We start from the raw sequence: 24,894 nt of genomic DNA on the forward strand, positions 1-24,894 counted from the left end.
TTCTTTATCGGGGTTAGTTTTTATTCGTTGATGTTGGGCAGCCAGGCGTCGTCCAGGTTGTCGTGGCCCATGATGGCGTTGGCGTCCTCGATGCGCAGCACATGCACCGGCATCTCATGCGGGCGCAGCTCCACGTAATTCCACTCGCCTGTCCAGGTATATTTGCGCTCGGTCAGCATGTCATGCACCAAATACTGCTGGTCTTGGCCCAGGTTAAGCTCGGCTAGCGGCACCTGCACCCACCCGGTCTGCGTGTTGTGCGGATCCAGGTTCACCACCATGATCATCCTGTTTTTGCGGTCGCTGCTCCACTTGGCATAGCACAACAACGAGGGGTTGTCGCTCTCGCCGAAGGCGATGTTCCAGGTTGTCTGCAGGGCCGGGTTCACTTTCCTTATCTTGTTTATCAGCGTGATCACCTCCCGGATTTTGGTCAGCTTGCCCCAGTCCCAGTGCTTCACCTCGTATTTCTCGGAGTCAAGGTACTCTTCCTTGCCAACGATCGGGTCGGCGATCCCGAACTCATACACCGGCCCGTACAGCCCGTAGTTGGACGACAGGGTGGCCGCCATCACGACGCGGGTAATATGGGCCGCCTCACCGCCCTGCTGCAACGCCACCGGGTTAATGTCCGGGGTGTTGGGCCAGAAATTGGGCCGGTAGTATTCCCGCATCTCGGTTTGGGTGAGCTCATGCATGTACTCTTTTAGTTCCTCGGCTGAGTTTCGCCAGGTATAATACGTATAGGATTGCGTAAATCCAAGTTTTCCCAGCTGCTCCATCACGCGGGGTCGCGTAAAGGCCTCGGCCAGGAAGATCACCTCGGGATGGGCTTTGTGAATATCATTGATCACCCACTCCCAGAAAGCGAACGCCTTGGTGTGCGGGTTATCCACGCGGAAGATGACAACGCCTTGGTCGATCCAGTGCTGCAGCACGCGGCGGAGCTCTTTCCACAGATTCTGCCAGTCCTCTGTCTCAAAGTTAACGGGCAACACGTCCTGGTACTTCTTCGGCGGGTTCTCGGCATACTGCACCGTTCCGTCGGGGCGCCAGGTAAACCACTGCGGATGCTCTTTCACATAGGGGTGGTCCGGGGAGCACTGTATGGCGAAATCCAGCGCGATCTCGATGCCGTGGTCTTTCGCCTGCTGCACCAGCCCCCTGAAATCATCCAGGGTGCCCAGTTCCGACAGGATCGCGTCGTGGCCACCCTCGGGTGCGCCTATCGCCCACGGGGATCCGGGCTCGCCGGGCTGTGAGCTAGGGTTGTTGTTTTTTCCTTTTCTGAAAGCATACCCGATCGGGTGGATCGGCGGCAGGTAGATGGTGTCGAAACCCATCTCGGCGATGCGGGGCAGAAGCCGCTCACAGTCTTTAAACGTGCCGTGCTGTCCGGCCTGCTGCGCCGACGATCTTGGGAAAAATTCATACCAGGCGCTAAAGAGCGCTTTCTTACGCTCCACATCCAGCTTCAATCGTCTGTCGTAGGTGCTTACGTTTTTGAGTTCCTCGCTGTCCCGCATCTGCTCCGAAACCTCCCCGCTGGTGGCCAGGGCCACTGCGTCAGCGTGCGACTGGTTGTGACGGAGCTGGTAGGCATAGCTATAAAGCCGATCCTGTTCCTCTCCCCCCACTTGCGCGGCGACGCCCTCCAGCATTTGGGCCCCTATCTGCAGCTCTACCGTTACGTCCTGATTGGCTTCGAACTTCTTGGAGAGTCCTTTCTGCCAGGTATAAAAGTGGTCTACCCATCCCTGGAGGGTATACTCGTAGCGGCCCATGGCCTTGGGCGTAAAAGTGGCGCGCCAACTGTCGTTCCCCAGAAACTCCATCGGCACTGCGGTCCAGTCCTCCCCTTCCACGCTTGTGTTGCGGTATACCAGTTGCGCTTTCACCTCGTCGTGGCCGTCGCCGAATATGTCGGCGGTCACGGTAATCTCCTCCCCCACTACCCTTTTTGCCGGAAACCTCCCGCAGTTTATTTCTGGCTTTACGTTCTCTATTATTATCCTTTTCGTTCCTTCGAGTTGTTCCATGTAGTAGTTTAGCTTTGTCAAGTGTAGGTACTGCGCTCTGATAAATATGTTACGGACAATATTCCGTTATTGCAAATATGGTAAGTATTAGCTACGTTACACGCAACCAAGGTAAAAAAATCTTTGTATCGTTACACGTACTAATTACTTATACTACATCACAACTTAATCTTTTGATGCGAGTTTATACGTGCTATTAAAACCCAAGCTAGACATGTCGATAGTAAGAAATATAGGAGCGGAATACCAGCCGGGCAAGGGCACAGCCTTCACGGTTTGGGCGCCAAAAGCAACACAAGTGGAACTGTCGCTGAAAAGCAACCCCCAGACGCGGGTTCCGCTGCAGCGGGAGGCCTTTGGCTACTGGACGGGTTTGTCGGAGGAGGCTGTGCCCGGCACACGCTACATGTACCACCTCGACGGCGAGCGCGACAGGCCGGACCCCGCCTCCCGGTTCCAGCCGGAGGGGGTGCACGGGCCCTCTGCCGTGGTAGACCACACCAGCTTCGGCTGGACGGATGCCACATGGCAGGGTCTTCCGCTGGATCAGCTTATTATATATGAGCTGCATGTGGGCACCTTCAGTGCAGCGGGTACCTTTGAGGGTGTGATCGAACACCTGCCTGAGCTACAGGACCTGGGCATCACGGCCATTGAGATCATGCCTATCGCCCAGTTTCCGGGGAGCCGCAACTGGGGCTACGACGGCGTATTCCCGTTTGCGGCCCAGAACTCGTACGGCGGCCCGGAGGGACTTAAAAAGCTGGTGAACGCCTGCCACGGTCACGGCATTTCGGTAGTGCTGGACGTGGTTTACAACCACATGGGCCCTGAGGGAAATTACCTGAACGAGTATGGCCACTACTTCACGCACCGGTATAACACGCCCTGGGGCGATGCCCTGAACTTCGACGATGCCCACTGCGACCATGTGCGCAACTTCTTCATCCAGAACACGCTCACGTGGCTGCGCGACTTCCATATAGACGCGCTTCGCCTGGATGCCGTGCACGCCATATACGATACTGGGGCCAAGCATTTTCTGCAGGAGCTGCGCGAGCATGTGGGGCAACTGGAGGAGCAGGAAGGCCGTCCCTTCCTGCTGATCGCGGAAAGCGACCAAAGTGACGTGCGCCTCATCAACCCTATCAACAAAGGGGGGTATGGCCTCCATGCGCAGTGGTTCGACGATTATCACCACGTGATCCATACCCTGGTGACAGGCGAGATGGAGGGCTACTTTGAGGATTACGGCAAGCCGGACCAATTGCAAAAGGCACTGGAGCACACGTTCGTTTACAACGGGCTGTACTCTGAGCACCGGAAGAAAACGCTCGGCACCGACGCGACCGCCAATCCGGCCAGGCAGTTTGTGGTGTGCGCCCAGAACCACGACCAGGTGGGCAACCGCATGCTGGGAGAGCGCCTCACGGAGTTAGTGCCGTTCGAAATGCTGAAGACTGTGGCGGGTATGATTCTGCTGTCGCCGTATGTGCCGATGCTGTTTATGGGTGAGGAGTATGGCGAGCAGAATCCGTTCCTTTACTTTGTGAGCCATACAGACACAGACCTGGTGGAGGCCGTGCGCAAAGGCCGGAAAGAGGAGTTCGCTTATTTCGCGGCGAAAGGCGAAGCGCCCGATCCGCAGAGCGAGGAAACGTTCGAGCGGTCGAAACTGCGGCGAAGCTATACTTCTGATCCGCAGCAGCAAAAACTGCGGGAGTTCTACAAGGCGCTGATTCAGCTTCGGAAAACGCACCCGGCGCTGGCCCACCCCGACAAGCCGCACCTGCGCGTGAAACTGGATTCCGAAAAGCTGGTGCTGCACCTGACGCATACCGGGCAGGAGCCGCACCTTTATTGCCTGTTCAACATAAGTAACCAACCACAGAAAACACAGCTGCACGCGGCGGCAGGCCCCTGGAAACCGTTGCTCCACTCCGCCGACACGGCCTGGGGCGGACCAGGAGCCGACATCCCCGAAATGCTGCAGCAGCGAGCGACCGTTAGTCTGCCCCCTGCCTCAGTGCTCATACTTGAACTATTCGCTTAAAATGGAAAAACACATCTGCATACACGGGCACTTTTACCAGCCCCCCCGCGAGAACCCCTGGCTGAACGACGTAGAACTACAGGAGTCGGCCTCACCCTATCACGATTGGAATGAGCGCATCACGGATGAGTGCTACGCACGCAACTCCGCATCCCGCATCCTCGACGGCCAAGGCAAGATCGTGGACATCATCAACAACTACGCCCGCATCAGCTTCAACTTCGGCCCGACCCTGCTGGAGTGGATGCAGAAGAAGCAGCCCGAAACCTACCAAGCCATCCTTGATGCGGACAAAGAGAGCATCGAGCGGTTCTCGGGCCACGGCTCGGCGCTGGCGCAGGTATACAACCACATCATCATGCCGCTTGCCAACGAGCGCGACAAGCATACCCAGGTGATCTGGGGCATCCATGATTTCAGGAAGCGCTTCGGCCGCGACCCGGAGGGTATGTGGCTTGCCGAGACCGCCGCCGATACTCCCACCCTGGAAGTGCTGGCTGAGCATGGCATCAAGTTCACGATCCTCTCCCCTTACCAGGCGCTGCGCTATCGCAAGATTGGCGAGAAGGAGTGGCGCAACGCCGAGGGAGCCAACATTAACCCGCGCCTGCCCTACCTGTGCAAGCTGCCCTCCGGTAACGAGATCGTCCTGTTTTTTTACGACGGCCCGGTATCGCAGGGCATCGCCTTTGAGCACCTGCTGGAGCGCGGCGAGGACTTTGCAAACCGCCTGGTTAACGCCCTGGACGGCGATAGCAAGGAGCCGCAGCTGATGCACATCGCCACCGACGGCGAGACCTACGGCCACCACCACCGCTTCGGCGAGATGGCCCTCTCCTACGCCCTCGACCATATAGAGGAGGAGGGGTTGGCGCACGTCACGATTTACGGCGAGTTTCTGGCCAAATTCCCTCCCAAATATGAGGCCCAGATTATTGAGGAAACTTCCTGGAGCTGTGCCCATGGCATCGAGCGGTGGCGCAGCGACTGCGGCTGCAACACCGGCGGCAACGGCACCTGGGACCAGAAATGGCGGGAGCCGCTGCGCGAGGCGTTCGACTGGCTCCGCGACCAGCTGAGCCCCCTTTACGAACGGGAGATGAAAAAGCTGGGTGCCGAACCGTGGGTTGCGCGCAACAACTACATCCAGGTGATGATGGACCGGTCCACGGCAAACGTGGAGAGCTTTATCCTGCGCCATACCCAGCGGCCACTGGAGATGGACGAGAAAATCCGATTCCTGAAGCTGCTGGAGATGCAGTACCATACCCTGCTGATGTATACCAGCTGCGGCTGGTTTTTCGACGAGGTGACAGGCATCGAAACCGTGCAGGACATCTATTACGCCGCGCGGGCCATACAGCTGGCCGAGGAATGGAAAGGCGAGAATTTCGAGCAGAAGTTCCTGCAACTGCTGGAGCGGGCCAAAAGCAACCACTCCGAGCACGGCAATGCCGCCAACATCTACCGGGAATCCGTAAAACCTGCTATCATCGACCTGCTTCGGGTGGGTGCGCACTATGCCGTGTCGTCGCTCTTTGCCGAGCATACCCGCCACCTCCAGCTGTACAGTTACCAGGCCACCTCGCAGCAGTATGAGCTGATGGCGGCGGGCCGGCAGAAGCTGGCCGTGGGCCGCGCCAAAATCCGCTCGATGGTTACCTGGGAAGAGGAGGTGATCACGTTCGGGGTGCTGCACCTCGGCGATCATCAGCTGTTTGGCGGCGTGCGGGAGTTTGTGGGTATGGAGGACTACAGCCAGCTGAGCAAAGAGCTGCGCATCGCCTTTGAGCGCGGCAACGTGAGCGAGGTGATCATGCTGTTCGACAAACACTTTGAGTCGCACAACTACTCGTTCTGGCACCTGTTTAAAGACGATCAGAAGAAAATACTGGACCAGGTGCTGGCACACGCCATGGACAACGTGGAGAATAATCTGCAGCAACTCTACGAGAACAACTACCCGCTGATGGCCGCCATCAAAACGCTGGGCATGAAACTGCCCCGTCCGCTGCGAACAACCGTAGAGTATATCGTGAACTCGAAGCTGCTGCACGAGTTTAAATCCGAGACGCCCGACCCGGCCGAGATCAGCCGCCTGCTGGAGGAAGCCAGGCGCATGAAAGTGAAGCTGAACTACAAGGCCCTGGATTTTGCCGTGACCCAGCGCGTGGGCCAGTTGATGAAGCAGGTGCAGGAGCACCCGGATGACATTGCCCGGATGCAGCGTATAATTGAGCTGCTGCAGGTGCTGGAACCCTCCAAGCTCCGGCTGGATTACTGGCAGGCGCAGAACATCGCCTTCCAGATGCAGGAAAACATGTATAAGAAATACAAAAAGCACACAGAGCAAGGCGACAAAGAGGCCGCTGCCTGGAACGAGACGTTTGAAGTGCTGTACACAAACTTAAATTTAAAAGCATAAATGCCATACATACCATCGGCCACTTACCGGCTACAAGTTTCGCCAAGTTTTACGCTGGAGCAGGTGCGCCAGCTTATACCTTATTTAGATGAACTGGGTATCAGCACGGTCTACTCGGCCCCCTTTTTCTGCTCCCGCCCCGGAAGCGAGCATGGCTACGACGTGACGGCCCCGTACGCCATCAACCCCGAGATCGGCACGCAGCAGGAGCTGAAGCAGATTGCCGAGGAGCTCAAGCGCAGGGGTATGGGCTGGCTTCAGGACATCGTTCCCAACCACATGTCCTATCACCCAGACAATGTATGGCTGATGGACGTGCTGGAAAAAGGACCGCAATCCCATTTTTATACCTTTTTCGATATTGATTTCAATCACCCGGACTTTGCCGGGCAGGTGATGGTTCCCTTTTTAGGAGATCCGCTGGAGGAAGTGCTGGAGCAGAAGCAGCTCAAGCTGACCGTAAAGGATGACGGCCTGTACCTGGCCTACTACGACAGCGCGTACCCGTTGAGCGTGGCCAGTTACCGTCCGCTGATACTGCAGGCCCAACAGGTCTCCGGGCAACCCGAGGCGACTGAGGCAACCCAACAGCTGTTGAAGGAGCTGGCGCCCCTGGAGTCTGAGGACAGCCTGTCGCCCGCGGCCTGGACAAACTTTAAAAAGAAACTGGTGACCAGCGAAGCCTTGCGGCAGGCGCTGGAAAATGTGGCGGAGGGTATAAACTCCGACACGGCCCAACTGCAGGAGCTGCTGGGCCGGCAGCACTACATTTTCTGCCACTGGAAAGAGACTGAAAAGCGCATCAACTTTCGCCGCTTCTTCACCGTGGACGAGCTGATCTGCCTGAGCATGGAACACCCGGAAGTGTTTGAGCAGTACCATCAGTTTATCAAGCAAATGTGCGAACAGGGGCTGCTCCAGGGCCTGCGTGTGGATCACGTGGACGGACTGTTTGACCCGGTGACCTACATGAAGCGCCTGCGCAAGCTGGCGGGCCCGGATACATACATTGTGGTGGAGAAAATATTGGAAGGCGAAGAGGAACTGCCGGAGCGCTGGCCCATTGAAGGCAACAGCGGCTACGACTTTCTGGCCTGGGTAAGCAATCTCTATACCTCCGGCTCCGGCCGCCGCAAGCTCACAGGCATTTACAGCCGCCTGGTGCCAAACGCGGATACCAATTACGAGCAGCTGGTGTTCGAAAAGAAAATGTTTATCCTGGATAACCAGATGCAGGGGGAGTTGCAGAATCTGCTTCGCCTGTTGCAGGAGCGCCACCTCATACCGCTGGAGCCAGCCGAAGAGTGGGGCAAGGCGCTGGGAGTACTGCTGTGCGCCTGGCCGGTCTACTGCATCTATGGCAACCGGCTTCCGCTCACCAAAGCCGATATGGAAGTGGTGCAGACCGCCTTCGACGAGGCCCACAAACAGGCGCCAGAACTGCGGGAGCAACTCCAGCACCTGCATACCCTATTCTCCGTACAGGCAGGAGACTCTGAGCAGACCACGCACGACAAGCTCTATTTTGTCATGCGCAGCCAGCAGTTCACGGGGCCTTTGTCGGCGAAGGGCGTGGAAGACACCACTTTCTACAACTATAACCGCCTGATCTCGCTGAATGAGGTGGGCAACAGCCCGGATATTTTCCACCTGAACGACGATGCCTTCCATGAGCTGATGGTGCACAGGCAGCAGGTATACCCCCACTCCATCAACGCCACCGCCACCCACGACACCAAGCGCGGCGAGGGCGCCCGTATCCGGCTGAACGTGCTGAGCGAACTACCGGAAGAATGGGAGAAAAAAGTACAGGAGTGGCTTGATATCAGCAGGGAACATACCACCAAGATCACCGTCAATGACCTATACTTCCTCTTCCAGACCTTAGTAGGCGTTCTGCCGCTGGACGGGCAGGCGGATGAATCCATTGTGGAGCGCGTGCAGGAGTACCTGCAAAAAGCCCTGCGCGAGGCGAAGGTAAAAACAGACTGGGCAGCTCCGAACGAGCCATACGAGCAGGCCATGCAGGACCTGGTGCGCCAACTCTTGCTGGAAGACGAGCAGTTTATGCCTTCTCTCCGCCCATTCTTACAAAAGGTGTCGCACTATGGCTGGATCTATGCCCTTTGCCAGGCACTGCTGAAGGTAACCTGCCCCGGCGTGCCCGATGTCTACCAGGGCACCGAGCTCTGGGACCTGAGCCTCGTAGACCCGGACAACCGCCGCCCCGTGGATTATGCGCTGCGCAACCAGTATCTGCAGGAACTGAAGCAACAGCCAGACGGCGAGCAACTGCACCAGCAGCTGCTCCAAAACCCGGACGATGGTAAGGTAAAGCTATACCTCCTGTACAAGGCCCTGAACAAGCGCCGGGAACTACAGCACGTCTTTGCCTCCGGCGACTACCTTCCGCTACAGGTGCAGGGCATGCACAAACATCATATCCTGGCCTTCGCGCGCCAGCACAAAGGGCAGTGGGCGCTGGTAATTGTACCTTTGCACCTGGCGAGCCTGGTTGGGGAGAACGAATTGCCGGTTGGCCAGCACGTTTGGGAAGACACCACGGTTGTGCTGCCTGAAGGGGCACCGGCCGAGTGGCACCATGTGTTAGGCTCAAACGCGATCAGCACCGACGGCACGCTGCAGGTAGCGGCGGCATTCCATTCATTTCCAGTAGCATTATTAACCGCATCAACCTTATGACGATCCCCAACAGAAGCGCAGGTCTCTTACTGCACATCACCTCTCTCCCCTCCCGCTTTGGCATCGGCGACCTTGGCCCGGAGGCCTACCGTTTTGCTGACCTGCTGAAAGAAGCCGGTCAGAAGTACTGGCAAATTCTACCGCTCAACCCAACCGAAAGTGGCTACGGCAACTCCCCGTACAGCAGCCACTCTGCCTTTGCCGGAAACCCCCTGCTTATCAGCCCCGAGCTATTGGTAGAAGAGGGCCTGTTGCGAAAAGAGGATCTAGAAAACGCCCCGGACTTTGCCGAGGACCGCGTGGAGTTCGAGAAAGTGGCTGACTTTAAGCTGCAGATCTGGCATAAAGTGTTCGCCAACTTCAGTAAGGAGGCGGATCATGCCCTTCAGCACGAGTACCATGCCTTCCAGCACAAGCACCAGGCGTGGCTAACCGATTTCACGCATTTCGCAGCGTTTAAGAAAAGGTTTGAGAACAGAAGTTGGGTAGAGTGGCCCCACGAAATCAAAAACCGGGACAAGCACAGCATCAAGGAACTGGCCGCTGAGATGGAGGAGGAAATTGCTTTTGAAGAATTCCTGCAGTTCCTTTTTTACAGGCAGTGGGAGGCCCTCACAAAATACTGCCACCAGCGCAACATCACCTTTTTCGGGGACATGCCTTTTTACGTGAGCCACGACAGTGCGGATGTATGGGCGCATCCCGCTTATTTTAAGCTTGATGCAGACGGCAACCCTACGGGGGTATCGGGGGTGCCCCCGGATTTCTTCAGTGAAACTGGTCAGCTGTGGGGCACACCGGTATTCAACTGGGGAGAGCTGGCCAAGCATGGGTATGACTGGTGGATCAACCGCATCGACCATAACCTGCGCTTGTTCGGCCTGCTGCGTCTCGACCATTTCCGGGCGTTCTCAGCCTATTGGGAAGTGCCCGCAAGCGAGGACACCGCTATGAACGGGGCCTGGGAGCCATCGCCGGGAAGCGCCATTTTACACCATGTACAGCAAAAGCACCCGAACCTGCCCATCATCGCCGAAGACCTTGGGGAGATTGACGAACCAGTCCGTGACCTGATGCAGCTCTTCGACCTGCCGGGCATGCTCGTGCTGCTATTTGCCTTCGTGTCGGATGAGAAGGCCTTTGAAAGCTCCTACATGCCCCATAACCACATACCGAAGAGCGTGGTGTATACCGGCACCCACGACAACAGCACCACCGTGGCCTGGTACCAGGAGGCGAACGAAGGAGACAAGGAGAGCCTGAGCAAGTATACCTTCCAGGAGCTGTCAGATAAAAACGTGCACGAGGTGATGTTGCGCCTGGCCCTCGCCTCAATCGCGAACCTCGCAGTGCTGCCTGTGCAGGACGTGTTGGGACTGGGCAAAGAGGCTACCATGAACAAGCCGTCCACGGCAAACGGTAACTGGCAGTGGCGCCTTAAAAAAGGGCAGTTCACGGAAACGCACGCACGAAAGCTGATGGAACTCACCAAACTATACGGGCGTGTTTAGAGCATTCTACTAAATCATTTGTGATATGCCTCAAGAATGCTTACTTTAGAATAATCGCTCTTTTCGGGAACGGGAAGGGCGATTATATCCTAATTCATACCCTCCACTATGGCATACACCAGCGCTACGATCGATTTGGGCACCAAAGCCCCCAGTTTCGCTTTGATTGACACGGCATCAGACACTCTCGTTTCGCTTGCCGACGTAACGTCGATGAAGGCAACGGTTATCATGTTCATCTGCAACCACTGCCCATACGTGCAGCATATTCTGGATGAAATTCTTGAGCTTGCCAGGGAGTATGAGGCCAAGGGCGTAAAGTTTGTGGCCATCAGTTCTAACGACACCATGGCCTCGCCGCAGGACGGACCGCAGCACATGAAGGCCCTCGCGCTGGATTATGAGTTTCCCTTCCCATACCTCTACGACCAGACCCAGCAGGTGGCCCGCCTGTATCAGGTTGAATGCACACCCGAGTTTTTTGTGTATGACGGAAACCTGACACTGCGCTACCACGGCCAGTTTGATGATGCCAGGCCAAATAACGACAAACCCGTGACGGGAAAAGATCTGCGCGCGGCATTAGACGCCTTGTTGCGCAAGCAAGAGGTGCCGCAGGATCAGATACCCAGCGTGGGGTGCAGTGTCAAGTGGCGTATGAGCTGATTCAGGATTGGTTTAGGTTTACGGGAGGTATGGCTTTGCTCTTTTCATGCACTAGCTCCGCCATGGCTGTCACGTGGTCAAGGTACTGCGAGGTATAGGCATCGTAGGCGGCATGTGCGTAAAGGGCAGTACCGCCCATAACGGCTTTGATAATCTCATCGTGCTGCTCCATCGGAATGGCCGGACAACCAAGGCTTCGGCCTAAGCGACCTGCCTGCTGAATAAAGTCCTCGGTGGCATACTCTGCCCCGTGCATCACGATGCAGCGGTCTTTGGCGTTGGTGTTGAAGCCCTCGTCCAGCCCCTCCAGTTTCAGCGAAAGGCCGTGCTTGCCGAAGTACGTGTCATCGGTCACGTAAAACCCGATGCTGCTCATATAGGATTCGTTCTCATTCGAGAAATACTCGGCATACTCGTTGCCGGAGTTGCGGCCATGCGACACGTATGTGTTGAACAGAATCTCCTTCTTATCGATATCCACCACCCACAGCCTTTTCTCGTTCGAGGATTTTGTGAAGTCGATGATGGTGATGATCGGTTTGTCAGACACCTGGCCTTTCCGCTTCATGTTGTAATACCCGGTCAGGGCTTTGTCGAACACCTCAAACTTAAGCCCTGTTTTCTGCAGGTCCATATAGCTGTAGAGGCTGTAGGCCACCTGGTTAAATTTCATCACTTTGTAGCTTGCCACCCTGTCTTTAATCTTCCTGGAGTCTGGCTTGTGCATGGCGGCTCCCGTGTTTGCGGGGGTAGCGAATGGGGTAAGCACCAAAGGGGCAAACAACGGCAGCAGTCCTTTGGCCAACTTGTGCTTTGCGTATCTCCATCTTGGTATTCTCATTTTTTCTAGGTTTTAGCTTCCTACTTAGTACGTACAATCAGGGGCTCAGTTAATTCCTATTTAGCATTTCGGGAAAATCGCGTAGCAAACAAGAAAATATGAGGGTTAATTGGCATCATTTTTACTTGATAGGCTGTTATCAAGACAACATTCACATTATACCACTCCATGAGAAGCAATTCTGGAAATAAGATTTTTTATATATGCTATACCCTCCTCCTGTTGCTGCTGGCCAGCTGTAGCGGAAAGCAAACCTTGCGCGGGGTGTTTGAGCGCCACCAGTCGCCTTACGAAAAGTACGCCGCGAAAATCAAATCGGCCGGGCTGGACCAAACAGCGCTGGGGCAGGACTGGCTGCAGGCCGGGCAGAAGGCCTTACAGGACTCCATCACCATTACGCCACCCTTAAAAGAGACGGGCTACTTTGCCGCAGGCCAGCCTCGTGCCCTCGGCTACCTCGTGGCAGCGCAACGGGGCGAGCGCATCGTGGTGCACCTCGAGGTGCAGGCAAAAGAGCCGATGCAGGTGTTTGTCGACCTGTTTGAGGTGCCGGAAAACGCTGGCGGGGAGGCCCGGCGCGTGGCCTCCGCCGACTCAGTGGGCGCCTCTCTCGGGTATGAGGTGGAGGAGGACCAGCAGCACGTGCTGCGCGTACAGCCCGAACTCCTTCGCAGCGGCCAGTATACCCTCAGGATAGAGACAGAACCCACCCTGGCTTTTCCGGTGCAGGGCAAAACCAGCCAACATATCGCCAGCATCTGGGGCGACCCACGCGATGGCGGGGCCCGCCGGCATGAGGGCGTCGATATTTTTGCGGCGCGGGGCACTCCTGCCCTCGCCGCCACCGATGGTACCGTGACGCGCGTGAACGTGACGCCGCGCGGCGGCAAGGTGGTATGGGTATCGGACATGAGCCGCCGGCAAAGCCTGTATTACGCGCACCTCGACAGCCAGCTGGTGCAAGTGGGCCAGCGCGTGCACCCCGGCGACACGTTGGGCCTGGTGGGGAACACCGGCAACGCCATCACCACGAGCCCACACCTGCACTTCGGGATTTACCGGTATGGGCGTGGGGCTACAAATCCATACCCCTACCTCCATACCTCACCTGATGAAGCTCCTGATGTGCGGATAGACCCTGCATTGGTGGGTAATTGGGTACGGGTGTCGGCAAGTGCCGCCAACCTCCGGCTGGCACCTTCCATTAAAGCCCGCTCCTTTGGCACCCTGCCCCGCCATACCCCCCTGCGCGTGACGGGCGGGGTTTCGGACTGGTACCGGGTGGCGTTGCCCAACGGTTCCGAAGCATACATCGCCAGCAGTGTGGTTGAAGCCGCCGCAACTCCCATCTCCTATGAAAAGCTCGCGGCAGCAACAGATTTGCTGGATAGTGCCGATACGCGCGCCGCCGCCAAAGACAGCCTTGCCGCCGGTAGCCAAATCGCCATCCTCGGGAATTACAATGGCTTCAGGCTGGTGCGCGACACCGGCGGCGTGCTTGGGTGGATAGACTAATCAGAATGGGCCTATGCATTCTGGCGAACGGTGGGTGCCATCAGCCGTTCCGGCTTCCCAAAAGGATTTTTCTGCTTATATTTACCCTAACGACAACCAAAACAGCAAACATTTGAAGTTAGCAGCCATTGACATCGGATCGAACGCGGTGAGATGCCAGATCTCCAGCGTGCTTAACCAGAACGGGCATGTTTTTTTTAAGAAAGTAGAGTACGTGCGCTATGCCATTCGTTTTGGCGAAGATGTGTTTAACACCGGCTACATCAGCGACGTGAAGATCGAGAAGTTCATCAAGCTCCTGCATGCGTTTCAACTTTTGCTGGACGTGCACGATGTGGACCATTATATGATTTGCGCCACCTCCGCCATGCGCTCCTCCCTCAACGCTCCCGAGATTATTGAGCGGGTACGGCAGCAACTGGGTATGGAGATACAGGTAATTGAAGGCGAGACCGAGGCAGAACTCATCAACAAGGTGATTTACAAGTACCTGGACGAGCGAAATTACCTGCACATCGATGTGGGAGGCGGAAGCACAGAGTTCAACATCTACGTGAACCGCGAGAAAATGGCGTCTCAGTCTTTTGAGCAGGGGTCTATCCGGCACATGCATAACCGCGACTCCTCGCAGCTCTGGAACAGCATGCGCGAGTGGATCGAGACGAACTCCAAAAAATACCATCCTTCGCGTGCCATCGGCACCGGGGGCAACATCAACAAGATATTCGAGATTGCAGGCAAGGTAAGCGGCAAGCCGATCTTCCGGAAACAGATTGAAGAGGTGGCGGCCCGCATCAGTGCCATGCCCATGCAGGACCGCATTACCGAGCTGCTCCTAAACCCGGACCGTGCCGATGTCATCATTCCCGCCTCCGAGATATACCTGTCGGCCATGAAGTGGGCCAAAGTCGAGAGTATGATCGTTCCCTCGGTTGGTTTAAAGGACGGTATGCTGCACTCGCTTTACGAGCGCTATCACCCCGAGCGCTTTGTGATCAGCAGCATCAGCTAATATCAGTTATCAGTTATCAGTTATCAGTTATCAGTTATCAGTTTGAGTACTTATATAGTAAGAAGGCGGTTGCAGTTAACTTTCTGAAAAGTTAACTGCAACCGCCTTCTTACTGGTATATGTTAAATGGTAACTGTTAACTGTTAACTGGATTATACCAGTTCCCCTTCTTTCACTTCGTGGCAATACCTGTTGAAGAACAGCTTGTGGATGTCCACTATTTCTTCGTTCGGGCCGGTTCGCTTTTTTATGTAGGTGCCGTCCTCGCGCATGATGTAGGAGTTCTGGTTATCCTGCAGGTTGTAGTACAGGATGTTGATCACCTCTTTTTTCAGTTCCTCGTTCATGATCAGGAACAGGGCCTCGATGCGCCGGTCGAAACTGCGCACCATGATGTCAGCGCTGCCGCTGTATACCTTGGGGTCGCCGTTGTTGTGGAAGTAATAAAGGCGTGAGTGCTCCAGGTACTCCCCGACAATGGACTTCACCGAGATGTTCTCACTCAAATCCTCGCGGCCCGGCCGAATACAGCAAATGCCCCGCACAATCAGTTTGATGGGAACGCCGGCTTTTGAGGCCTTGTAGAACTCATCAATTACCTCCTTGTCTTCCAGCGAGTTTATCTTGATCACGATACCGCTTTTCAGGCCTTTCTTAGCATTGCGGGCCTCAGTACGGATCAACTCAATTAAGTGGTGCCGCATGCTCTTTGGCGAGGTCATGAGGTACTTATACTCGTTCGGGCGCGAGTGGCCGGTGATTACGTTAAAGAACTCCGACACGTCGTGCGCATATACATCGTTGGTAGTCAGCAAGCTCACGTCGGTATAGAGGCGGGCCGTCTGCTCGTTGTAGTTGCCACTGCCGATGTGCACGTACCGCGTCACCTTCTCCCCCTCCTTCCGGATGATCATCAGCATCTTGGTGTGCGTTTTATACTTGCTGATCCCGTAGATCACAAAACAGCCTGCCTTCTCCAGGCGCTCGCCCTCGCGCAGGTTGCGCTCCTCATCAAAACGTGCCTTCACCTCAAACAGCACCGACACGTGCTTGCCATTCTCGGCCGCCTTCAGCAGGGCAGCCGTTACCCTGGACTGGTCAGCCAGACGGTAGATCGTTTGTTTTATACCCAACACCAGCGGGTCTTCCGCAGCGCGCTCCAGCATACTTACCACCGGCTCCATGCTGTTGTAAGGGTGGTGCAGCAGCACATCATGCTCCTTCAGGTACTCAAACATGTCCATGCCATCGCTGGGCAGACTAAGCGGCAGCACCGACGCGGGTTGCTTAAAGCCCTTGTCTTTAAACTGCCGGTGTTTGATGATCTGCCACAAACCGCGCAGGTCCATCATACTGTTGATCGTAAACACGTTGGAGTTGTCGATCACCCAGCGCTCCTTCAGCACTTTCATCAGGAATTGCGAAGGGTTGCGCTCTATCTCCAGCCTGACCACCCGGCCTTTCTTCCGCGTTTTCAGTTTCGATTTGATCTCCTGCACGAAGTCCGCCTCCATGTCATCCGATTCCTCCAGCGTGAAGTCCCCATTGCGGGTGATGCGGAACAGGTTAGCCGACACGATCTCCACATTGCGGAACAGCTTCTTGATTTTTGTGCGGATGATCTCCTCAATCGGCACAAAAACGATCTTGTCTTTCCGGTTGATTTCGTAGAAACGCCCGAGGTTTTGCGGAATCTGCACAAACGTTACCCGATCCTGGGCCTTTAGCTCCTCGGTGGTGCGCGTCACTACGCCAAAGGTCAGCAACTGGTTCATCAGCAGCGGAAAACCGTGGTAGTTGTCGTAAACCATTGGGGTGAGGAGCGGGTAGATGGTGTTCTTAAAGTAGGAGTCGGCTTTCTTTTGCTCTATCTCAGTCAACTCGCTCATCTTCAGAATATCGCAGCCGTTCTTGGCAAAAACCGGTTTCAGCTCATTGTTGAACGTCAGGTACTGGTCGTTAACGAAGCGGTGTGCGTAGTCGAGCAGCTTCTTCCGGAACGGCAGTTCCCGCAGCCCGGAATAGTCGGTGCGCTCCTTGCCGTAATCGAGGTAATTGTACAAACTACCCACCCGGATCATGAAAAACTCGTCCAGGTTGGAGGAAGTGATGGCTATAAACTTGAGCCTGTCGAAAAAGCCCTTGTTGGTATCGCGCGCCTGGTCCAGCACCCGGTAATTGAAACGCAACCAGCTCAGGTCGCGGCTGATGTATTTACTTCTCTTTATTTGGTCAGAAACCTTATTTATAAGCATGTTTTCGGTGATTTAGGCCTCAGTCTCCTCTTTGCTCACACTGAAGCCGTTTTTTTGTTTATTCCAAAATATAGCCAGAAAGTATAGTTATTCCTTCATATTGCGAATTTAAATTTTTAAGCGCAGATTGTGCTATCAACCAAAGGCAGATTTTATACTTTGCTGCTATTTCATGTCTCACTGTTCAAAATTCATGCGGCCTTCTTCCAAGACTGGTTTTATACTGACGCGCCTGCTGGTGCTGCTGAGTTTCCTCGGTTCGCTTCTGACATCCCTGCTCGCTTTTACCGGGTTTGGCGAGGTATACCCATTTGCCAGCTGGAAACTGTATACCCAACCCTTGGGCTATAAAAGGCACGTGGAGGAATACCGGATTTATACCATGCCGAAAGGAGCAACCCAGTATGTGCGCCAGCCGGTCAGCCCAACAGTCACCTTCAGCCAGGACGAGTATGTGTATACCCTTACTACGCTGGTGCAGGCCGCTCTGGCTGAAGGACAAACTTCTGTTAAGGCAAAAGCTCGCCTGCTCAGCTTCGCACAGCATGTAGCGCCAGCGGCAAGCCACTATAAAATTGTCCGCGAAAGCTATACCCCCAATTTACATTCCATCGCCCCGCAGCGCTATGACACACTCACCGTTCTCACCTTCTAGCTTAAAGCGCGTCAGAGAAGCGGCAGGTGTGGTTCAGGATCCATCCCGCCAGGTCTTTAATTTTTTTATTGGCACGCTGGCGCTTCGGGTTTTTAGTTTCGTGTGGCTTTTCTGGACCGTTCGGAAGTTTCAGCTTCTGTTGCAAAGGCCCCCCGAACTTTTCTGGCAGCTGCACCAGCTCCCCCGCCTGCTGATGCCCACGCTGCCAGGCGAGTGGCTCTTTTACTGTATAGCCGGACTTGCCGTGGCACTCAATGGCTATCTGTTGGTGCGGGCAAGAAACCAAACGCTACCCCAGGCCTTGTTGGCCGTGTGCCTGCTGTGGCTGAACTTACCGCAGTGGGGTTACGGTATTTTGAGCCATGTGAATCATACGTTTTTGCTAGCACACTTATTCCTGATTTTCATACCTGTAAACAGGGCATCCCTTTCATTGCCTGACCATTACCTGAGCAAGAGCATCCAGTGGTATTATGCCGGTATACTGTTCACCTATACCCTGGCTGGCCTCTGGAAAATCCCGGCATTGCTGTATAAGCTTGTCATCGCCTCGCCTGACATGACCTGGCTTCACCCGGACGCGGCCTTGTCGAACGCCTTTGTCAGCTTCCGGAACTATGACCTCGCGTTTGAGACCACCCCGTTTTTCACAGTCTTCCCGGTGTTTTGGCAAGCCAGCTTTGTGCTAGCGGTCTACCTACAGAGCGTCAGTGTGTTTGCCGCCTTCCGGCAGCCCCTCCGCCCGTGGATCGGACTTTTCCTGGTTCTTTTCCATGTGATGAACATGGTAGCTTTTCAGACGTTCTTTGTGGTGGCAACCGTTGTGGTCCTCTGCCTTTTTATACCATACGACGCGATGTTTCCCCGGCTATTCCACCAAAGGCAGAACGGTTCTGTACCGAAGCCATACATCAGCCTCTACTCTTCCGCTTTTGACGGCTTTAGGTTTAAGATTCTGCAGAAGCATTTCTACCTGGCGGGGCTGCTGTATTTCCCGGGCGTACACACGCTCGCTAAAACCTTTCTGCGTTCACGCAATTAATCCTTGACCATTTCCTGGCGCAGCCGTACCATATAACCTGAAGGAATTATGGTTCAATAACTTAACCCAGACCCTATGGACATATCCAGCAAATCCGGAGTAGCACAAGAGACCTTCCCCGCCCTGCCGCTGGAAGCGTGGGAGCCAACCAAGGAAACGCTACACCTCTACCTGCAGATTATCGGAAAGATCAGGCTGAAGCTGATGCCCCGCCGCAACCACTGGTGGAACGTAACGCTGTATGTAACCAGCCGTGGCCTCAGCACTGGCCCCATGCCCTACAAAAAGACTACCATAGAGATCGACTTCGACTTTATAGAGCACCAGTTAAAATTGTGCAGTAGTAGCGGGGATACACAATGTATACCCTTACAGGATGGCCTGAGCGTTGCAATTTTTTACACAAAGGTGATGGAGGCGCTTGCAACGCTGGGCGTTCATGTAAAAATCCTGGCCAAGCCCTATGACTTGAAAACCGAAACGCCTTTTGCCCAAGACAACGAACACGCCATCTATAAGCCCGAGCAGGCTAACCGGTATTGGCGTGTACTGACAACAGTAGACCAGGTGATGAAGGAATTCAGCGGACGCTTCTATGGCAAAACATGCCCGGTGCATCTCTACTGGCACCACATGGACCTAACCATCACGCGTTTCTCCGGCAAAAGACTCCCGGTGCGTGAAGATGCCAGTGTGGTGGAGAAAGATGGCTACTCCCATGAAGTAATTAGTTTTGGATTCTGGCCCGGCGATGACCAGGTGCGTTTCCCCGCGTTTTATGTCTATACCTACCCTTCCCCGGAGGGTATCGACAAAGAGGTGCTAAAGCCTGATGTGGCAAAGTGGGTAGATTCTAACGGAAGCCCCATGGCCCTGCTGAACTATGAGGAGTTGCGGCAACTCGACAACCCGCGCCAGGCCCTGCTGGATTTCCTGGAAAGCAGCTACCAGGCCGGTGCCAGGCTGGCAGGCTGGCCAATAGAAGAATTGCGCGTGAAGCCGCTGAATGAGCTGTAGCAGGTATAGTATGATTAAAATGTGGCGCTTAAACCAGTCTGTTTTCATTTGCCATTCTGAATTCAGACTTCATTGAGGTTCCTTCATCAGTTATGTTCCCCATAAATAGAAAAAGGCCAGCTGTACAGCTGGCCTTTTCCCATGTATAGATTTTATGCTTATACGTCTACTCGGGCGTATTTGGCGTTGCGCTCAATAAAGTCGCGGCGAGGGCCTACCTCATCGCCCATCAGCATCGAGAACAGGTGATCGGCCTCTGCGGCAGAATCGATATTCACCCGCTTCAGGCTGCGGTGCTCAGGGTCCATGGTGGTGTTCCAGAGCTGCTCCGGGTTCATCTCACCAAGACCTTTGTAACGCTGCACGCCTACGCTTTCCTCACGGCCCTTACCCAGTTCGGCAACCGCTTCAACACGGTCCTGCTCGCTCCAGCAATAGCGCTCCTCTTTGCCTTTCTTCACCAGGTAAAGCGGCGGAAGCGCAATGTAGATATAACCGTTCTCGATCAGCTCTTTCATATAGCGGAAGAAGAACGTCAGGATCAGGGTCCGGATGTGAGAACCGTCCACGTCCGCATCCGTCATGATGATGATACGGTGGTAACGGAGCTTCTCCATGTTCAGGGCCTTGTCGTCTTCCTTCGTTCCGAAGCTAACGCCAAGCGCTGTGATCATGTTCTTGATTTCCTCGTTCTCGTAGATGCGGTGCTCCTGCGCCTTCTCCACGTTCAGGATCTTACCGCGCAGCGGCAGAATCGCCTGGAACTTACGGTTACGGCCCTGCTTGGCAGACCCGCCCGCTGAGTCACCCTCCACCAGGTAAATCTCGCAGTTCTCAGGGTTGCTGTCGGAGCAGTCGGCAAGCTTGCCCGGCAGGCTGGTGCTGGAAAGTACGCTCTTGCGCTGCACCATCTCCCGCGCCTTGCGGGCGGCAAAACGGGCCTGCGCCGCCAGGATCACCTTCTGCACGATAATGCGCGCCTCCTTCGGGTTCTCCTCCAGGTACTGGTTCAGCATCTCACCCACAGCAGTATCCACGGCTCCCGCCACCTCTGAGTTACCCAGTTTGGTTTTCGTCTGGCCTTCAAACTGGGGCTCCTGCACTTTCACCGAGATAACAGCTGTCAGACCTTCTCTAAAGTCATCGCCGGCGATTTCAATTTTCACCTTGTCCAGCATACCTGATTTGTCCGCGTAGGACTTCAGGGTACGGGTGAGGGCACGGCGGAAACCAGCCACGTGCGTACCACCCTCGATGGTGTTGATGTTGTTCACGTACGAGAAGATGTTCTCGGCATACGACGTGTTATACTGCAGCGCGATCTCCACTGGCACGCCGTTCTTCTCGCTCTCCACATGGATCGGCTCCGGGATCAGGTTCTCCCGCGTTTCATCCAGATACGCCACAAACTCCTTCAGGCCACCCTCCGACAGGAAAGAATCATTGAGGGGCTCGCCCTGCTCGTTCATCTCCCGCAGGTCCGTCAGGTTAATGCGGATACCCTTGTTGAGGAAAGAAAGCTCGCGGAGACGGCTGGCGATGGTATCGTACTTGTACTCTGTGGTGGTGAAAATCGAAGCATCCGGCTGAAAGCGAACCGTGGTGCCCGTCTTGTCCGTCTCGCCGATCTGACGCACCGGGAAGGCAGGTACTCCTATGTTATAGTGCTGCTCAAATATTTTTCCGTTGCGGTGAACGGTTACGTGCAGGTCTGTAGACAAGGCGTTCACACAGGATACCCCCACCCCGTGCAAGCCTCCAGACACTTTATAGGTGTCTTTATCGAACTTACCTCCGGCGTGCAGCACCGTCATTACTACCTCCAATGCGGAGCGGCCTTCCTTGGTGTGGAAGTCCGTTGGGATGCCGCGCCCGTTGTCCGACACCGTGATGGAGTTGTCTTCGTTCACGGTAACCGAGATCTCGTCGCAATGGCCTGCAAGGGCCTCGTCGATAGAGTTGTCTACTACCTCCCATACCAGGTGGTGGAGGCCTTTTATACCGATATCGCCGATGTACATGGCCGGGCGTTTTCGAACTGCTTCGAGGCCTTCCAGTACTTGTATGCTATTTGCTGAATAATCGTTTGCTAATTGTTTTTCTTCTACGTCACTCATTGTGTGTCAAAAGGTAGATTAGTAGGTAAAATTACCACTTTTATTTTGTTTATGCTATACTTTTAAAGGGCATAAAACAGGTACCGAAGCCGCTATTCTCCCCCATATCGATTTAGTAACCTGTAGGCCCATCTTCATCAACAATCCCCCTCCCTTATTAGTGCCAGCCTGATGAATACTTTCCCTTGCAAAATGCAAAATTCAGGTTCTTTGATCAAAAATTCTTTATTCGGCTAAAAATCAGGAGATTATTCGTTACAACTGGCTAATTGATAAGTCCTGTCAGTGTTTCCGGGCCTTCACCCGCACCCGCGACACCATACATCGGTTAAAATCGTTATACTCGGGGCCATACGGCACGGTGTTGTCCATTTCCTCCACCTCCACGATTTCGTAGCTGTCCTCGCTGCCCGCCAGTGCATTGAGTTTCTGTGTGGCGTTTTGTAAGGCTTTCTGCATTAGTTCCTGTTGTATGCGCTGTCGCTCTTCATGATCTACCACAGTCCCTCCCACCTGCAGGCTAAACAGTATTTTTCGGCGCAGGAGATCGTCCATAATGCGGGTATACATGGCGCTGTCTGCGGCAATAATATTATAAGATATGTTTGCCTGTAATAATTCGGGCTGCAGCTTCGCGGCTTGCTCGGGCATGTAGTTCATGTACACGTTCTCGCTGGTAAGGACCATACTGGGCACTTGCTGTTGCAGGGAGTCGGCCCACCGCTTAATCGCTCCGCGCTGGCGCAGGGGCCCGTTAAAAGAGAGATTGAGCCGATACCCCGCATCGGGCATTGGTTGTTCATACTCCCCAATCACTGTCAGGTAAGTCGCTTCGTCGCGGTTCCGGCGTGTGTCGCAGCTGCTGAGCAGGTATAAGCCAACTGCCACGGCCAGGCTGCGAGCGAGCGTGAGGTGCATGGGCATAAATCGCATCATAGTAAATTTAAAGTGCGGAACATATATTTAAAGCGCCAGATGAAACACAAACCACACTCAATTCCTTAAAACTCTCTTCAATTGCCCGCGTTAGGTTTAGGTAGTATATGTCAAACGAGAATAAATAGGATAAAATTATGGCGATGAACTTCGATAACTATCTGAAAGACTCAAAAACCTGGCTTTATGAGCTCTGTACGTATCTGGGCATAGAGGATGAGCACAAGGCTGCCCGGATTATGCGGGCGGTGCTGCACGCCATCCGCGACCGTATACCTACCGGAGAGGCAATCCATTTTGCTGCGCAACTGCCCATTATCTGGAAAGGAATATACTTCGACGGTTTTAAGGCGCACGAGCCTGTGCGCATCCGCCACAAGGACGAGTGGCTGGAGTTTATCCGCAGCAAAGACTCAGGTGCCGGTGAAGCCGACTTCCCTACGCTTGATCACGCATACTATGCCTTTCATGATGTGATGGCCTTCCTGCGCGAGCACATCTCCGCAGGGCAATACGACCAGGTGGCGCAGGCGCTGCACTCCGACTTTACGGTACCCGCCTAATCTGAGGCAAACATACCTGTACGCTGAAAGCCCAGACCATACCGGGCTTTTTCGTTTTTTCGCCAGGAAATGTCTGTCATACCCTTTTATACTACCCTGTACTATTTCTGATAATGGAATGCAGAACGAATTCTGGGAATATGACGTTTTTATATTTAGGTTTACATATTAAATATGACTAATTTTAGTAATTGCACAATTTATACCTAAATTGTCGGCTATCATACCATCCTACCTGGCAGCCTGATTAGCAGGATTTCGCAACGGCTATGAAAACTTATTTTAAGACAAAAACTAATTTTGTGTTTGGTGATGCCAAGAACTTCTGGCTCCTGTTTGTGGCGATTGGTGTCGTGATGTGGCTTAGCCCTTTCTTTATGAAGCAGGAAATCTCTTTCCTGAAATCTGCGCTGCTAGGTGCACTCTCTTTGCTCACCGGCCTGCTTTTCCGATACTCCTATTGCGGAGTGGAGATTGATGCCGCCGCGAATCGGTTTCGAAACTATACCTTCGTTTTAGGGGTTCGGGTGGGCGAATGGAAATCCTTGCCTGATTTCAAAAAAATACGGTTCACAACCCACCGTGTCCGCTCCAGAAACCTGTCTAACGGCACCTCTCCCACGTTTACCAGCAGCAGAACCCTGTATAAAATCACGTTGGTCACAGACCCGCTTTTCCGCGATTTGGCATTCTACCTTTCCAACAGAAAAAAGGCACAGCATGATGTACAGCTGCTGGCAGCCATATTGCAGTTGCCGGTAGAGGAAATTGACAATACCTAACCGTAACTTATTTCCAGATAAACTCGACTTCTGTACGTTGCAGAAGTGCGCCTACATGCTTCTGCAATCCCTTAGTATAAAGCATGGCTTGCAGCTCTAGCTTATATAGCATCTTCCCTTCCGCTGGCAATCACTGGTTGCTTCTCTTGTAGTTGCCAGCTACCGACCATACCTTTGCAGCGAAGCGCATTTTACTTAACCTATTTCTTGTGAGCAAAATGCGCAGAAAGAACGTCTCAGATGGGTGCTTCCTGTCGCTATACGCTGGCGTTGCCATACATCGGAGGTTTTGAGCGTGCTTCGAGCTAATTTAACCAGACACCAATGCCCATGAAACGAAAAACACTATTGCTGCCTGTCCTGTTGTTTATGTCCTGCACGGGCAACAGCGCATCCGAGGCAACAGCGCAGAAAGAGTTGGAGGCGACAGTGCTGGCAAAGCATGACAGCGCCATGGCCCAGATGGGTGACATATATAAACTTCGCCGCAACCTGCGCAGCCTGCACGACACCCTTGCGGCCCGGCAGACAGACACCCTAACCCTACAGGCGCTGCAAGAGCAAATGGAAGGCCTGAGCCAGGCCGACGCTGTGATGATGGACTGGATGCACCAGTACCACGCTCCCGATAGCCTGGCCCCGCAGCATGCAGAGGCCTATCTGCAGCAGGAGCTACTGAAAATACAACGCGTACAATTTGTAATGGACAGCACCTTGCGCGCTGCCCGAAAAACTTTCCAATCTTATGAGCAACCTGAATAA

General features: G+C 54.4%; 19 protein-coding genes. 13 read left to right on the forward strand and 6 right to left on the reverse strand.

All coding sequences use genetic code 11. The features are described from left to right. Positions 1 to 20: 20 nt before the first annotated feature. Positions 21 to 2,039, reverse strand: a complete 2,019-nt coding sequence (locus tag MKJ04_RS06835; protein ID WP_241640707.1) for an alpha-1,4-glucan--maltose-1-phosphate maltosyltransferase — start codon at positions 2,037 to 2,039, stop codon at positions 21 to 23. A 214-nt stretch (positions 2,040 to 2,253) separates the two neighbouring features. Between MKJ04_RS06835 and treZ the strand changes: the two genes are divergently transcribed. From treZ to MKJ04_RS06860, 5 genes are all read left to right on the forward strand, one after another. Further along, complete coding sequence (gene treZ / locus MKJ04_RS06840) at positions 2,254 to 4,092, forward strand: malto-oligosyltrehalose trehalohydrolase (protein ID WP_241640715.1); 1,839 nt, start codon at positions 2,254 to 2,256, stop codon at positions 4,090 to 4,092. Position 4,093: 1 nt separating this feature from the next. After that, positions 4,094 to 6,517, forward strand: a complete 2,424-nt coding sequence (locus MKJ04_RS06845) for a DUF3536 domain-containing protein (RefSeq protein ID WP_241640717.1) — start codon at positions 4,094 to 4,096, stop codon at positions 6,515 to 6,517. Beyond that, positions 6,518 to 9,220: a malto-oligosyltrehalose synthase gene (gene treY, locus MKJ04_RS06850; RefSeq protein WP_241640724.1), complete on the forward strand. Its 2,703-nt coding sequence runs from the start codon at positions 6,518 to 6,520 to the stop codon at positions 9,218 to 9,220. Further along, positions 9,217 to 10,731 carry a 4-alpha-glucanotransferase gene (gene malQ, locus MKJ04_RS06855; RefSeq protein ID WP_241640727.1) on the forward strand — a complete coding sequence of 505 codons (1,515 nt, stop codon included), beginning with the start codon at positions 9,217 to 9,219 and terminating at the stop codon, positions 10,729 to 10,731. Before treY ends, malQ begins: the two co-directional genes overlap by 4 nt. A 108-nt stretch (positions 10,732 to 10,839) precedes the next feature. Beyond that, positions 10,840 to 11,397: a thioredoxin family protein gene (locus MKJ04_RS06860; RefSeq protein WP_241640729.1), complete on the forward strand. Its 558-nt coding sequence runs from the start codon at positions 10,840 to 10,842 to the stop codon at positions 11,395 to 11,397. A 1-nt stretch (position 11,398) separates the two neighbouring features. Here the strand turns inward: MKJ04_RS06860 and MKJ04_RS06865 are convergent, their stop codons facing one another. Next, complete coding sequence (locus MKJ04_RS06865) at positions 11,399 to 12,238, reverse strand: murein L,D-transpeptidase catalytic domain family protein (protein WP_241640730.1); 840 nt, start codon at positions 12,236 to 12,238, stop codon at positions 11,399 to 11,401. Between the two features lie 168 nt (positions 12,239 to 12,406). On the opposite strand from MKJ04_RS06865, the gene MKJ04_RS06870 reads away from it, so the two are divergent. Beyond that, complete coding sequence (locus MKJ04_RS06870) at positions 12,407 to 13,753, forward strand: M23 family metallopeptidase (protein WP_241640731.1); 1,347 nt, start codon at positions 12,407 to 12,409, stop codon at positions 13,751 to 13,753. Between the two features lie 112 nt (positions 13,754 to 13,865). Then, positions 13,866 to 14,765, forward strand: a complete 900-nt coding sequence (locus MKJ04_RS06875; protein WP_241640732.1) for a Ppx/GppA phosphatase family protein — start codon at positions 13,866 to 13,868, stop codon at positions 14,763 to 14,765. A 152-nt stretch (positions 14,766 to 14,917) separates the two neighbouring features. On the opposite strand, the gene ppk1 is transcribed toward MKJ04_RS06875, so the two are convergent. After that, entirely contained in the window at positions 14,918 to 17,020 is a 2,103-nt protein-coding gene (gene ppk1 / locus MKJ04_RS06880; protein ID WP_241640733.1) for a polyphosphate kinase 1, read from the reverse strand. A gap of 193 nt (positions 17,021 to 17,213) precedes the next feature. Between ppk1 and MKJ04_RS06885 the strand changes: the two genes are divergently transcribed. The 3 genes from MKJ04_RS06885 (at position 17,214) to MKJ04_RS06895 (ending at position 19,734) form a co-directional block, all read left to right on the forward strand. After that, positions 17,214 to 17,675 (forward strand): hypothetical protein, encoded by a 462-nt coding sequence (locus MKJ04_RS06885; protein WP_241640734.1) that lies wholly within the window; start codon positions 17,214 to 17,216, stop codon positions 17,673 to 17,675. Beyond that, positions 17,647 to 18,717, forward strand: a complete 1,071-nt coding sequence (locus MKJ04_RS06890) for an HTTM domain-containing protein (RefSeq protein ID WP_241640735.1) — start codon at positions 17,647 to 17,649, stop codon at positions 18,715 to 18,717. Before MKJ04_RS06885 ends, MKJ04_RS06890 begins: the two co-directional genes overlap by 29 nt. Before the next feature lie 75 nt (positions 18,718 to 18,792). Continuing rightward, positions 18,793 to 19,734 (forward strand): DUF5996 family protein, encoded by a 942-nt coding sequence (locus MKJ04_RS06895; RefSeq protein ID WP_241640738.1) that lies wholly within the window; start codon positions 18,793 to 18,795, stop codon positions 19,732 to 19,734. A 158-nt stretch (positions 19,735 to 19,892) separates the two neighbouring features. On the opposite strand, the gene gyrB is transcribed toward MKJ04_RS06895, so the two are convergent. Beyond that, entirely contained in the window at positions 19,893 to 21,851 is a 1,959-nt protein-coding gene (gyrB, locus tag MKJ04_RS06900; RefSeq protein ID WP_241640746.1) for a DNA topoisomerase (ATP-hydrolyzing) subunit B, read from the reverse strand. Positions 21,852 to 22,133: 282 nt separating this feature from the next. Continuing rightward, complete coding sequence (locus tag MKJ04_RS06905) at positions 22,134 to 22,787, reverse strand: hypothetical protein (RefSeq protein WP_241640748.1); 654 nt, start codon at positions 22,785 to 22,787, stop codon at positions 22,134 to 22,136. Positions 22,788 to 22,924: 137 nt separating this feature from the next. Here MKJ04_RS06905 and MKJ04_RS06910 point away from each other — a divergent pair, with 137 nt between their 5' ends. Both MKJ04_RS06910 and MKJ04_RS06915 read left to right on the forward strand, forming a co-directional pair. Further along, positions 22,925 to 23,350: a DUF2267 domain-containing protein gene (locus tag MKJ04_RS06910; protein WP_241640749.1), complete on the forward strand. Its 426-nt coding sequence runs from the start codon at positions 22,925 to 22,927 to the stop codon at positions 23,348 to 23,350. Between the two features lie 269 nt (positions 23,351 to 23,619). Beyond that, positions 23,620 to 24,132, forward strand: coding sequence for a hypothetical protein (locus MKJ04_RS06915; RefSeq protein WP_241640750.1), 513 nt, complete (start codon positions 23,620 to 23,622; stop codon positions 24,130 to 24,132). A 130-nt stretch (positions 24,133 to 24,262) separates the two neighbouring features. Here the strand turns inward: MKJ04_RS06915 and MKJ04_RS06920 are convergent, their stop codons facing one another. After that, the gene (locus MKJ04_RS06920; protein WP_241640752.1) at positions 24,263 to 24,409 is read right to left on the reverse strand and encodes a hypothetical protein; all 147 of its coding nucleotides are present in this window, start codon (positions 24,407 to 24,409) and stop codon (positions 24,263 to 24,265) included. A 53-nt stretch (positions 24,410 to 24,462) separates the two neighbouring features. On the opposite strand from MKJ04_RS06920, the gene MKJ04_RS06925 reads away from it, so the two are divergent. Further along, the gene (locus MKJ04_RS06925; RefSeq protein ID WP_241640754.1) at positions 24,463 to 24,894 is read left to right on the forward strand and encodes a hypothetical protein; all 432 of its coding nucleotides are present in this window, start codon (positions 24,463 to 24,465) and stop codon (positions 24,892 to 24,894) included.

The sequence above is a fragment of the Pontibacter sp. E15-1 genome, from assembly GCF_022601975.1.
Lineage (GTDB): Bacteria > Bacteroidota > Bacteroidia > Cytophagales > Hymenobacteraceae > Pontibacter.

Excerpts from the sequence above, each read along its gene's own strand:
- MKJ04_RS06835 (WP_241640707.1), bottom strand. The coding sequence starts at position 2,039 with ATGGAACAACTCGAAGGAACGAAAAGGATAATAATAGAGAACGTAAAG.
- treZ (WP_241640715.1), top strand. The coding sequence starts at position 2,254 with ATGTCGATAGTAAGAAATATAGGAGCGGAATACCAGCCGGGCAAGGGC.
- MKJ04_RS06845 (WP_241640717.1), top strand. The coding sequence starts at position 4,094 with ATGGAAAAACACATCTGCATACACGGGCACTTTTACCAGCCCCCCCGC.
- treY (WP_241640724.1), top strand. The coding sequence starts at position 6,518 with ATGCCATACATACCATCGGCCACTTACCGGCTACAAGTTTCGCCAAGT.
- malQ (WP_241640727.1), top strand. The coding sequence starts at position 9,217 with ATGACGATCCCCAACAGAAGCGCAGGTCTCTTACTGCACATCACCTCT.
- MKJ04_RS06860 (WP_241640729.1), top strand. The coding sequence starts at position 10,840 with ATGGCATACACCAGCGCTACGATCGATTTGGGCACCAAAGCCCCCAGT.
- MKJ04_RS06865 (WP_241640730.1), bottom strand. The coding sequence starts at position 12,238 with ATGAGAATACCAAGATGGAGATACGCAAAGCACAAGTTGGCCAAAGGA.
- MKJ04_RS06870 (WP_241640731.1), top strand. The coding sequence starts at position 12,407 with ATGAGAAGCAATTCTGGAAATAAGATTTTTTATATATGCTATACCCTC.
- ppk1 (WP_241640733.1), bottom strand. The coding sequence starts at position 17,020 with ATGCTTATAAATAAGGTTTCTGACCAAATAAAGAGAAGTAAATACATC.
- MKJ04_RS06885 (WP_241640734.1), top strand. The coding sequence starts at position 17,214 with ATGCGGCCTTCTTCCAAGACTGGTTTTATACTGACGCGCCTGCTGGTG.
- MKJ04_RS06890 (WP_241640735.1), top strand. The coding sequence starts at position 17,647 with ATGACACACTCACCGTTCTCACCTTCTAGCTTAAAGCGCGTCAGAGAA.
- MKJ04_RS06895 (WP_241640738.1), top strand. The coding sequence starts at position 18,793 with ATGGACATATCCAGCAAATCCGGAGTAGCACAAGAGACCTTCCCCGCC.
- gyrB (WP_241640746.1), bottom strand. The coding sequence starts at position 21,851 with ATGAGTGACGTAGAAGAAAAACAATTAGCAAACGATTATTCAGCAAAT.
- MKJ04_RS06905 (WP_241640748.1), bottom strand. The coding sequence starts at position 22,787 with ATGATGCGATTTATGCCCATGCACCTCACGCTCGCTCGCAGCCTGGCC.
- MKJ04_RS06910 (WP_241640749.1), top strand. The coding sequence starts at position 22,925 with ATGGCGATGAACTTCGATAACTATCTGAAAGACTCAAAAACCTGGCTT.
- MKJ04_RS06915 (WP_241640750.1), top strand. The coding sequence starts at position 23,620 with ATGAAAACTTATTTTAAGACAAAAACTAATTTTGTGTTTGGTGATGCC.
- MKJ04_RS06920 (WP_241640752.1), bottom strand. The coding sequence starts at position 24,409 with ATGGCAACGCCAGCGTATAGCGACAGGAAGCACCCATCTGAGACGTTC.
- MKJ04_RS06925 (WP_241640754.1), top strand. The coding sequence starts at position 24,463 with ATGAAACGAAAAACACTATTGCTGCCTGTCCTGTTGTTTATGTCCTGC.